The 11,850-nt window shown below is 47.0% G+C and carries 6 protein-coding genes; 2 read left to right on the top strand and 4 right to left on the bottom strand.

Annotated elements, in window-relative coordinates; all coding sequences use genetic code 11:
- Positions 1-496, bottom strand: a 496-nt coding sequence (locus Q0668_RS15700) for a DUF6807 family protein (RefSeq protein WP_298866360.1), incomplete at its 3' end; no start/stop codon positions are given.
- A gap of 19 nt (positions 497-515) precedes the next feature.
- Positions 516-1,817: a Gfo/Idh/MocA family oxidoreductase gene (locus Q0668_RS15695; protein WP_298866358.1), complete on the bottom strand. Its 1,302-nt coding sequence runs from the start codon at positions 1,815-1,817 to the stop codon at positions 516-518.
- A 450-nt stretch (positions 1,818-2,267) separates the two neighbouring features.
- Here Q0668_RS15695 and Q0668_RS15690 point away from each other — a divergent pair, with 450 nt between their 5' ends.
- Together Q0668_RS15690 and Q0668_RS15685 are read left to right on the top strand one after the other, a co-directional pair.
- Positions 2,268-5,669, top strand: coding sequence for a PSD1 and planctomycete cytochrome C domain-containing protein (locus Q0668_RS15690; protein ID WP_298866356.1), 3,402 nt, complete (start codon positions 2,268-2,270; stop codon positions 5,667-5,669).
- Positions 5,670-5,751: 82 nt separating this feature from the next.
- Positions 5,752-7,236, top strand: a complete 1,485-nt coding sequence (locus tag Q0668_RS15685) for a DUF1501 domain-containing protein (RefSeq protein ID WP_298866354.1) — start codon at positions 5,752-5,754, stop codon at positions 7,234-7,236.
- A 119-nt stretch (positions 7,237-7,355) separates the two neighbouring features.
- Here Q0668_RS15685 and Q0668_RS15680 read toward each other — a convergent pair whose 3' ends face one another.
- On the bottom strand, positions 7,356-8,735 hold the full coding sequence (locus Q0668_RS15680; protein WP_298866350.1) for a DUF1501 domain-containing protein: 1,380 nt from the start codon (positions 8,733-8,735) through the stop codon (positions 7,356-7,358).
- A gap of 72 nt (positions 8,736-8,807) precedes the next feature.
- The gene (locus Q0668_RS15675) at positions 8,808-11,432 is read right to left on the bottom strand and encodes a DUF1553 domain-containing protein (RefSeq protein WP_298866349.1); all 2,625 of its coding nucleotides are present in this window, start codon (positions 11,430-11,432) and stop codon (positions 8,808-8,810) included.
- Positions 11,433-11,850 lie beyond the last annotated feature (418 nt).

Here is an 11,850-nt window from a genome sequence, read left to right as displayed (position 1 = left end):
CCAGAAAGAAGAAACAAGCATTTTCATCTACGCGAATCGAAACGCGAAACTCTTCATCGCATACGACTGAATTATCAGGTCGTACATAGCGTTTCAACTGAATGAACGATCCCATATTCCGTTCCGATAATGGTGCCTGTATCAACTTAACGTGTATGACTTGAGCCTTGTTACGCCAAAAATCGGCACCGCCAAGATCACCAAATGCCAGCCAGATTCCCGGATGCATCGTCGCGTGATCATCACGGTCTCCTTTTTGAGGAGGATGATTGCGAGTGACTTGAACTCCATTTGGTGTTTTGACGTGGGCAAAAAAAGGTCGAGAAATCAGTTTGTCGTGGTAGACATACGAGGCAACAGGCTTATCGTTGACATTGATCTCTATTTGGTGGTCAGTTCGTGTGAATGTCAGACGAGGTTTTTGTGCAGACGCAGTGACAGTAATACACGTTAGCATAACATAAACGTAAAAACATCGTCTTTTAATGTGTCTCATGTAGTAGTCCCATCCTCATTCATGCATTGGGTACAGACCAATGTCCTTCAGCACGGTAGCTGCGGCCTAACATCCTGGTCGCTTCCGAATCTCCTATAATCGCTTGCTGTTTCGGGTCAATTTTCAATGACCGTCCCGTGCGGACACAAATATTTGCTAAATGAACGAGACTGCATGAATCATGACCGATTTCGATTTCAGCCGCTGGTTTGCGACCGGTGGTGATTGCCTCCAGGAAATCGACTTGATGATTCTTGGGAAGCTTCGGCGTTTCATTCGGCGACAGATTCGCAACGGGCTTATTGGAATCGTCCCAAACATTTAACTTACCTCGTTTACTGACAAACAACATTCCCTTAGTACCGTAAAACTCGATGCCGCTATCGCAATTGTGAGGATAGTTCTTCGACCAAATTCTCATCTCAAACATCAGCTGTTTTTGCTGCCCCACGTTGCCGTCACCAGGCCACTGAAATACGCATGTCGCCGTATCTGGAAATTGCTGGTCGTCATCGAAGTAATACTTCCCTCCGATTGCCGATGCAGTGGTTGGCAAACCATTAACACCCAAACCCCATCGCGCAATATCAATTTCGTGGGTACCATCATTACCAATATCCCCTGTTCCAAAGTTATGCCACCAATGCCAGTCATAGTGAAACCGATTCGACTGATAAGGCATGAATTCAGCAGGTCCAACCCACGTGTTGTAGTCAACATGATCCGGCGGCGAGGACGGTTTCACATGTCCAATATTTCTTCTACGTTGAACATTCCATGCCTTGCAAATCAGTACTTCACCAATGATGCCTTCACGTAGCAGCTGCATGGCATTAACAATTAATGAGTGGTTTCGGCTTTGAGTTCCATGCTGCACGATCATTTTATTTCGCCGAGCCGCTTCAACCAGCAATTGACCTTCTCGAAAATTATGGCTACAAGGTTTTTCAACATAAACATGCTTGCCAGCTTCGCAGGCCATGATGGCAGCAGGTGCGTGCCAATGGTCGGGGGTTGCCACCACAATTGCGTCAACAGATTTATCATCCAAAACATGACGCAGATCAGCTGTCGCCTGCTTTGCACCAGATGCATCCTTAAAAGATTGGGCACGTTTTATATCCGGATCACAGGCCCACGCTACGATAGCATCGTCACGAAAACCAGTCAGCAAACTCCGGGAACGGCCTCCACAACCGACGAATCCGATCACTGGACGTCCCCCATCGGCGGCGGCACGAGCAACACGAGTATAGGAAGCAGCTGACAAGCCGATCACGGCACTTGACTGAATAAACTTTCGACGTGTTAGTTTTGACATTTGCATCCCCTCACGTTTCGAAATTCATGCTTAATACGCTTCGTTTAAAAGTGTATACCCCGTTTGCAGGAGAAAGCAAGCCTCACACGAAACAGCTCTACGTCCCAAAGTACGTATTCAAACATCGGGTTGGATTACATTTTTTCTGTTAAAAAGGAATGATGAACAAGCTACCAACACGATTCTTTTACAACAGTCAGCAGAATCTGTAGCAGATACAAAAAAGGCAATCATTGGGTGAAATTTGAACTGAAAAGAAAAAAACTGAAACAACCATGGATCAATTGGAAACTTCCCTAAAACGATCTTGTCTGGAAAAAATATTTGTCTGTGAGATTAAACCTTTTGTAATAATCTGGATCACTTGTTATAATTTGTTAGATATCCTCAGAAATTATCCTACCTGCTACGATGACTGTCCCGCCAATTCTATTGGAGCCTGCCTGCCCGATGACTTCAAAGCAGCTTATTCAATATTGCCTGACTTTATTTCTGGCAACGTTTCTCTCTGCGGTCACTGCTCTTGCTGAAGAACAGGTAGATTATCTCAAAGAAATTAAGCCGTTGCTGAAAACAAAATGTCTGTCATGTCATGGACCGCTCAAGCAGCAGTCAGGGTTCCGTGTCGATACGGCCAAATTTTTGCAAAAAGGTGGTGAAAATGAGATTGGCTTCGAACCAGGCAAAGCGAACGAAAGTTTTCTGCTAGGCGTCCTGACTGGTGACGCCGGATTCCGCATGCCACCAGAAGGAGGTGGCAAACATTTAACCGCCGATGAGTTGAAATTAATCCGTGACTGGATCAATTCAGGCGCACATGCCCCTGAGAATGAACAACCAGAGAATGACCCGCGGCAATTCTGGTCCTATCAACTACAACAAAAACCTGCCGTCCCGAAGGTGAAAAACGCGAAATGGGTCCGCAACGAAATCGATGCGTTTCTTTCAGCCGAACACGAAAAACGCGGTTTGGTACCCCGCCCCTCTGCCGACCCGGCGATCTTATTACGCAGACTGTATCTCGATTTAATCGGCCTGCCTCCCACACGAAAAGAATTAAACATTTTTCTGGCAGATCCATCAGAAGCTGCCTACGAAGCGACTGTCGACAAACTGCTAGCCAGCCCTCAGTACGGTGAACGCTGGGGACGGCATTGGATGGACGTTTGGCGATACAGCGATTGGTACGGCAGCCGAGGAAATAATGAAATCAGATATAGCCAGAGGCATATCTGGCGTTGGCGCGATTGGATTGTCGAATCCGTCAACTCGGATAAACCTTACGATCGTATGATTCTTGAGATGCTGGCCGGAGATGAACTCGAACCTGGAAATTCCGATGTCGTCCGCGCCACCGGATTCCTGGGACGCAATTGGTACAAATTTGACCGCAACGTCTGGATGTACGAAACTGTTGAACAAACCTCGGTTGCATTTTTGGGACTGACCATGAAATGCTGCCGCTGTCACGAACATAAATACGACCCTCTGGAACAATTGGACTACTATCGTTTCCGCGCCTTCTTCGAACCACACAATGTCCGCACTGATGCAATCTCAGCAAGCGCAAAAAAAGTGAAAGACGGAACGGAGTTCAGTGCCCTCAAGGATGGGCTCGCGCGCGTTTTCGACAAAGAACCCAGTGTCCCCACTTACTTATTCATCCGAGGCGATGATCGACAACCCGACAAAGAGAACCCGGTGAAACCCGGTGTTCCAGCTGTCCTCGGTAACGCAAAACTTGAAATTAAGCCTGTTACGTTACCCGTTGAAAGTTATTATCCCGCATTGAAACCTGGATTATTGAAAGACTCGATGAAAACCGTCAAAAAGAAGATTGACCTGGCTGAGTCTGAATTAAAAGACGCACAAGCGGTTGTCACGAGTATTAAAGAAAAACTGACCAACATCAATAACACCAAGGTCAGCCAAACGACAGAAACTGACAAAGATAGTGAACTGCTCGTCGATCTTTTCAAGAAACCGAATCCACAACTGTGGAATTCTCACTCTGGAAAATGGGAATACAAGAATGGGCGACTTGCTCAGACTCAGGTAGGCTCATTTGTCACGATGTCAACGAAAACCAGTTTACCACTCGATTTTCAAGGTAGACTCAGATACAAAACGCTCAAACCCGGCGGAGTACATTCTGTCGGCCTGTTCTTTGATATGGACCAAATGATTGATGCCCAGGCAATCTATACTGCGATCGCTAACAATAAGGCCACCGTACAGGCTTTTCACCGACAAGGTGGAAAAGAAACATACCCTCGGGCAGGAGTATTTCCGTGTGATATTAAACTCGATGAAGAAGTGATACTTGATTTTGTCGTCAAGGGACAACTGCTCAATGTATGGTTGAACGGCGAATTGAAAATTGTGTATACGATGCCCATCGCACGTAAAGTTGGTAACTTTGCTTTGTGGAATCATTCAGCAACATCAGAGTTCCATGAACTCAGGATCGAAAAAATTCAATCAGGGTTTCAGTTAGCAACTAATTTGGAACAAAAGAAACGCTCCCCATTTCTGCCTCCCACAAAAGAAAATCTGGAGCAGGAGCTCTCAGTGGCAATAGCCAGCGTTGCTTTGGCCCAACAAAAAATTCGCAGCCGAACCGCTGAATCAACATCGCTCAATTCACGTATTGCCGCCGAGCAAGCTAAAATTACCGATGACAAATCGTTTGTAAAACTCGCAAAAAAAGCCAGCCAACAGGAAAGGGAGTTCGCCGTCCAACAAGCGGTTCTTGCTATCCGTCAGATAAAGCGTGATATTGCCGCTCTGAAGGTTCCAGAAACTGGCACGAAAGAAAAAGCCAACCCTAAATTGGTAACCGCCGAAAAAATGCTGACAGCTGCTCAAAATAAACATAAAACAGCTACAGCGGCAATCAAACAGGAAAACACCAAATACTCTCCACTGGGAACCACTTATCCCAAAACCAGTACGGGTCGCCGTTTGGCACTGGCACGCTGGATTGCGAACGAGAAAAACCCGCGCACCGCTCGCGTCGCCGTCAATCATATCTGGTTAAGACATTTCAATCAGGCAATTGTACCCACCGTTGCAAACTTTGGTTTAAACGGCCAACTACCGACACACCCTCAACTGCTAGACTGGTTAGCGATCTCGTTTATCGAAAACGGCTGGCAAATGAAACCGATGCACAAACTAATGGTTCTTTCAAACGCGTACCGTATGAGTTCTACAGATGGTGAAGGTGAATCGAATTCTGCCACTGACCCAGACAATCACTTTCTATGGCGAATGAATTCTCGTCGGATGGAAGCAGAAGTGGTCCGCGACAGTTTATTAGCAACAGCAGGCACTCTCGATTTAAAAATGGGCGGCCCTGAACTGGAAGAAAAACAAGGTGAAAACATTCTCAGACGAAGCCTGTATTTCCGAATCACACCAAATGAAAAAATGGAATTTCTGGAACTGTTCGACTTAGCCAACCCAAACTCCTGTTACGAGCGATCGGTCAGCGTGGTTCCTCAACAGTCGCTTGCCTTAACGAACAGTTCACTGGCCCTCGATCAGGCACGTCTGTTGGCAAGCCAGTTAACTGAGGAAACAGGTTCGGGAACTGATAAAAAAACGGAACAGGCCTTCATTCAGGCTGCCTTTGCACAAGTACTTTCGCGACCGGCAAAACAGACAGAATTAACAGCCTGCCTGAAGTTTTTAACTCACCATACCACACTACTACAAAAGAAGGGTCATCAGAGATTTCCAGGCGGGGGCACTTCGAAACGCCCTCCTTCATCCGATCATCATCAACGTGCACGCGAAAACCTCGTGCACGTTTTATACAGTCATAATGATTTTGTAACAATACGTTAAATGATTTCGATATCAAGAATCGATAGTAAGATTACCCAACACTGGCTCCGTCATTTAGTTTTGAACTTCAGGAATAGATATCATGTCTGAACATTTAAATTCGAATGGAAGCAATTCGACTGGTCAGGTCAACCGGCGCTCGTTTCTATCTGATTGTGGCATGGGGCTTACGGGTATTGCACTGGCAGATATGCTCTCGACCGATGGCGTTTCGCAGAATGCACTTTCTGCAGCCGAGCCGCGCTTGCCGAGTGGACTGCCGCACATTGCACCGAAAGCCAAATCTGTCATCTGGTATTTCATGATGGGCGGCACAAGCCACATGGAAAGTTTTGACCCGAAACCGGCACTGAATAAATATAGCGGATTGACTATAGGAGATTCAGAATTTAACGACCTTGTAACAAAATCACCCTACTACCGTAAAAACGTCCGTGACTTTTCAGGCGTCCCACGAAAGTTAATGGGAAAATTATATCCCCTGCAAGTTGGCCACCGAAAATGGGGAGAATGCGGTACCGAAATCAGCGACTGGTGGCAACATCTCGGAACCTGTGCGGATGACATGGCTGTGGTTCGCTCAATGTGGACGACAGATAATGACCACGCCGCCCAATTACAATTCCACACAGGTCGGCACATCTTTGATGGATTCTTCCCTTCGATTGGTTCCTGGATTCATTATGGATTAGGGTCACTCAACGACAACCTTCCGCAATATATCGTTATGGGCTCCCCCCCCGGTGATTGTTGCGGCGGAGAAGGCGCCCATGATGGTAGCTATTTAGGGCCCGAGCATTCCGGTGTGAAGATGTCTGTGAATCCATCCAACCCACTACCATTTGGTACACCGGGAGGAAAAGTCTATAAGGAAGAACGAAGAAGTCAACTTGAATTATTAGGTGAATTGAATTCAATAGCGGGCGTCGAATACCCCCATGATCCAGAAATGCGCGCTCGGATTAAATCGTATGAGCTCGCTTTCCGCATGCAAATGGCTGTGCCGGAAGTTGTCAAGATCAGTGATGAAACGGCAGCCACTCAAGAGATGTACGGATTGAACGACAATCAGACAAAGGCAGTTGGCCAGCAATCATTGATCGCCCGGCGGTTAGTAGAACGGGGTGTACGGTTCATTCAAATTTACAACGATGGTTGGGACGCACACAACAAACTGAAGAAAAACCACAGCCAGAAAATCGGCTCGGTCGATAAACCGATTGCCGGTCTGCTGAAAGATCTCAAGCAACGAGGGCTACTCGACGAAACGCTGGTCGTCTGGGCAACGGAATTTGGAAGAACTCCCGGTTCAGAACGCGCTGATGGGAGAGATCACCACCCGTATGGATTTTCGATCTGGATGGCGGGCGGCGGAATCAAAGGCGGTATCGTTCACGGAGCTACCGATGAAATCGGCTTTCATGCAGTCGAAAACAGGCACTACGTTACTGATTTACATGCCACCGTATTACATCAGTTGGGACTTAACCCACGCAAAATGGAAGTGCCCGGGCACAAACGGCTCGACGTCGACTTCGGTGAGCCAATCAAGGAAATCATCGCTTAGGTATTCAGACCAACGCTAGCTGTCGTGATTTACGGTAAGACTTGCAGGTCTTAATTCAAACCGAGTACTGCTTCTCATCAGTATCAGAGCAATAGTTGTACTCGATTCCATTTCTAACTTTACGAGACAATATCGTGAATCACGTTTCCGTGAATGTTCGTGAGGCGGAAATCACGACCACCAAATCGGTAAACGAGTTTCTTGTGGTCCAAGCCAAGCATGTGAAGCATAGTGGCGTGGAGATCATGAAGATGAACCTCGTCCTCAACAGTCTTGTAACCCAGATCATCGGTTACGCCATGTGTCAAACCGCCGCGACTTCCACCACCTGCAAGCCAGGCTGTATAACCCGCGGCGTTATGATCACGCCCCAGTGTTTCTTTTCCAGAGAGAACTTGAGTTTCGGGCTGACGTCCAAATTCGCCACTCCACAAAACCAACGTTTCGTCTAACAGACCACGTTGATTCAAATCTGCCAATAATGCAGCAATAGGCTTGTCGATCGTCTCAGCTTTCTTTTTGAAATTATCGAGACCACTGTGATGATCCCAACCATCTGAACTGATTTCAACAAACCGTACTCCCGATTCACTCAAACGGCGCGCTAATAAACATTGGCGTCCGAAGTCGTCGGTAGGGCCTCCATTAATGCCATACATATCAAAAGTCTCTTTTGTTTCCCGAGTCAAATCGGTCACTTCGGGAACCGCGTCGCGCATTTGTTCGCTCAGATTGAGAGAATCAATCACACCCCGTGCCGATTCAGTTTGACTGAGAAGTTGCTGGTTCATTTTTTGAGCTAAATCTAAAGCACTTCGCTCTGCATCGGGCGAAAGGCTGTGGTTCGCTTTGAGATTGCTGATCGAAGCACTCTTAATCGGTTGGCCTTGCCATCCCAATCGCGTAGCCTGGAAAGTACTCGGCAAAAAAGCACTACCATAATTTGCCGGACCCCCGAAAGTTCGCGTTGGTTTAATGGTGAAAAAACCTGGTAAGTTCTGATTTTCAGTCCCTAAACCATACAAGACCCACGAACCAAATGAAGGACGAACGAATTGGAATTCTCCTGTGTGCAACATCGGAATCGCAATGGGATGTGCGCGACTGGGACCAGTCATACCGTTCAGCATACAAAGATGATCAGTCTGCTGGGCTAGATGTGGTAAGACATCAGAGACCCACATTCCACTTTCACCATGTTGAGCAAAGTTATAAAGCGGAGCCAGAAGCTTACCTTTATTTGCCCCTTTTTTGCCGCCATTGGCCTTCAGTTCTGGCTTATAGTCAAATGATTCAAACTGAGAAGGACCACCGTTAATGAACAGGAAAATAACTCGTTTTGCTTTCGGTGCGAATTGTGCCGCTTTAGGGGAAAGCAAACCAGCACCAGAAGCAGCAGGGGAAGATAAACCGCTCAATGCCAGTCCCCCCAGACTGCCTGTAGCAGTTTTGAGCCATTGACGGCGTGACACTTTCATTGGTGATATCTGATTTCTCATCGGAGAGTCACTCCTATTTGATGTACTAGTGTGAAAGACCGGCAGATCGCATTCTTTGTTCCGTATTCTTTGTTATTTAATATCTACGAGGAAACGAAATTCGGCTGTCATAAACAAAGTTTGAAACCAGGCAGCCCAGGCATTGACTTCAGTCTCGTTATTTTTGGAATCACCGGATTTTCGAATCTGCTGAATCAATTGCAAAGCCCCGTCCCTTTCAGTCTTGGAGGCAGAACGAGCTAAAGCCCAGTTCAAAGCCAACTCAACCTTTGCCGCATCATCGGTCGCTTGCTTTGAAGCTAACAACCGCTTTGCGGCATGCTTTGCCTGCTCAGTGATAAACTTAGAATTACGAAGATAAAGTGCCTGCGATGGAACATTCGTGACCGCACGCTTTCCGCTGACCAGACTGGGTGATGGAAAATCGAACAAATCAAACAATTCGGGGACATAATCCCGAACCACTGGTAAATACACACTTCGATAGTTACTTGGGGGTTGAAGCTTATCAGTCGCGACACCGCGTACGAGTGTGTCACCAAGTGGCGTAACAGTCGAAGCCTTCGGACGATCCAGGTTTAGCTGTCCGCTGACTGTGAGAACAGCATCACGAATTGCTTCTGCATCAAGCCGACGGGGAGTGGCCCGCCAGAGAAGACGATTATTTGGGTCGATCTTCATATTCTTTGCACTGGGAGCACTACTTAGCTGGTAGGTCCGGCTGAGTATCATTGCGCGGATCATTTTTTTTGTTGACCAGCCTTCTTTCGCACATCGTAAGGCCAACGCATCCAGTAACTGAGGATGGCTTGGCTCTTTGCCAATCAGACCAAAGTTATCGACAGAGGGAACTAACCCCCGGCCAAACAAATGATGCCAGATTCGATTCACCATCACGCGCGCCGTCAGTGGATTCTTGTTATCGATAATCCAATCAGCCAGTTCAAGACGCCCGCTATGATTCGCTGGGATCTTGGGGGAGCCCTCTAATTTTACAACGCTTAAAAAACCACGTGGGACGACATCCCCTTTCTCACGGAAATCACCACGAATGGCAATTGTTGTGTCGGCCGGTTTTTTTCGATCCCGGGCGCTCATTGCATATTGCGGTCGTGCAGGACGATTCTTTTTCAGCTCCGCGATTTGCGTTTCCAGTGGTTTAATTTGTCCCGTCAATGTTGATACAAGCGCAGTCGCTTTTTTCAATTCCACGTTGATCTTATCCAAATCTGCCTGGGACGGTTGACTTGCAGTGTCTTTTGCGGAGGCCACTTCTGATTTGCCATCTGCACCAGGAATTGCCACCACAGTCGTCGCAACCAATTTTTCCACCTTTGCTTTATTAGTAGTGGCTAGTTTCTGAGCTTCGGTCGCTTTCTTTAATTCTTCTTTTTTGGTTGTCAGCGTTTTTTCAGTCGATTGAATTTTCTTTTCATATTCTTCTGCAGCAACATGCAATGCCTCGGCAGCAGGGCCAATGGGTAACAAGTCGGTAGGGCTGTTGCTATATTTTTGTTTGATCGTGCCATACAGGGGCTCAGTGCTCAAGAAGATGCCGGCCAAAGCATAGTAATCGGCTGTGGGAATCGGATCGAATTTGTGATCGTGGCAGCGAGCACAAGAAACAGTCAAAGCCATCGTAGCACGGCTGACTGTGTTGATTTGATCGTCCACAATATCCATGCGAAACCCTGTTCCACTTGAATTGTGACGTTTGGGTCCAAAGGCCAGCATACTCGGCGCAATCCGACGGGCTTCGATCACCTCCGGAGAATCGCCTTTTTTCACAGGTATCAGATCGCCTGCTATTTGTTCTCGCAAAAATTCATTATAGGGTTTGTCTTGATTCAGAGAGTCAATCACATAATTGCGGTAAGGCCAGGCATGTGGGTAAGAAAAGTTGAATTCCATACCACTGGATTCCGCGAATCGAACTACGTCAAGCCAATGACGTCCCCATCGTTCACCAAACCGGGGTGACTCCAGTAACTGATCGATCAGTTTTGGTAATGCATCGGGTGATTTGTCGGTAAGAAATGCGTTCACTTCCTGAGGTGATGGTGGCATTCCAATAAGGTCGAAATAAACACGTCGAACCAGTGTCAGGCGATTTGCATCCTCAACTGGTTTCATACCATGTTTCTCAATAGCAGAAAGAATGAATCCATCGATCATTGCATCGTGGGGCCAATCACTAAGTTTGACTTTTGGTGATTTGACTGCCTGAGGTAGGATGAACGACCAGTGTTGTTTGGCTGCTTTGAGACGCTGTTCTTTCAATGTTGGCCCGGTTTCTTTACGAGTATCGGGACTTCCAAGACGAATCCACTCTTCAAATGCTGCGATGACCTCGTCAGAGAGTTTCTCTTCAGGTGGCATACCGGATACATCACCTTCGTGACGAAGCATTTGAATCAGCGAGCTTTTTTCGAGATTGTGGGGCTTGACCATCGGCCCCGTATCGCCGCCGCGCATCATGCCGGAAGGTGAGTCCAACTCTAAGCCACCTTCGACACTCTTCCCCTGCTTGGAATGACACTCGTAACAATGTTTGACCAACACAGGCTCAATCTGAGACTTGAATAACTCCAACCCTTTGGAGTCTGTCTGTTTCACCTTCGGTTCTGCGCCAGAGACTGGGAAACCCGACAAGATCATTGACAATACCGGAACGAGACAAATAAGCATGCGGCTCATAATCATTGCCCTTACGTCACGCCTGTGGAAGGAAGAAGATTAACTACCGGCATGTATGCAGCTAATCAGTAGGAGGGACTCTTTCGCGATGACTAATCCAGAACAATTCAAACTTCAGTCCTGACCTAGTTCCCGCTTATCACTTCAGGCACCCAATAGCGAAAAACTCACCACCCGGCAACCTCATGGATTCACTATACCACTTCCAGACCCTTTTGTCTATTTTATCGACAATTCGTATCGATAAATCTCAATCTCAAAAGATGATTTCAGAAGATTCGAAAAAGAAGACTATATACAGAAGTAATTTCGCAATACTTCATTCCGACAAGCACAGGAAACGTGTTCATGAATACACTTTTATTCACCCTGCCCAGGCAGTCTTTTCTCGCCTTAGATTGCCTTAAATTTCGGTGAA

It is taken from the genome of uncultured Gimesia sp., assembly GCF_937910335.1.
Taxonomy (GTDB): Bacteria; Planctomycetota; Planctomycetia; order Planctomycetales; family Planctomycetaceae; genus Gimesia.
The sequence above is the reverse complement of the archived record's forward strand: the minus strand, read 5'-3'. Positions and strand labels throughout refer to the sequence as shown.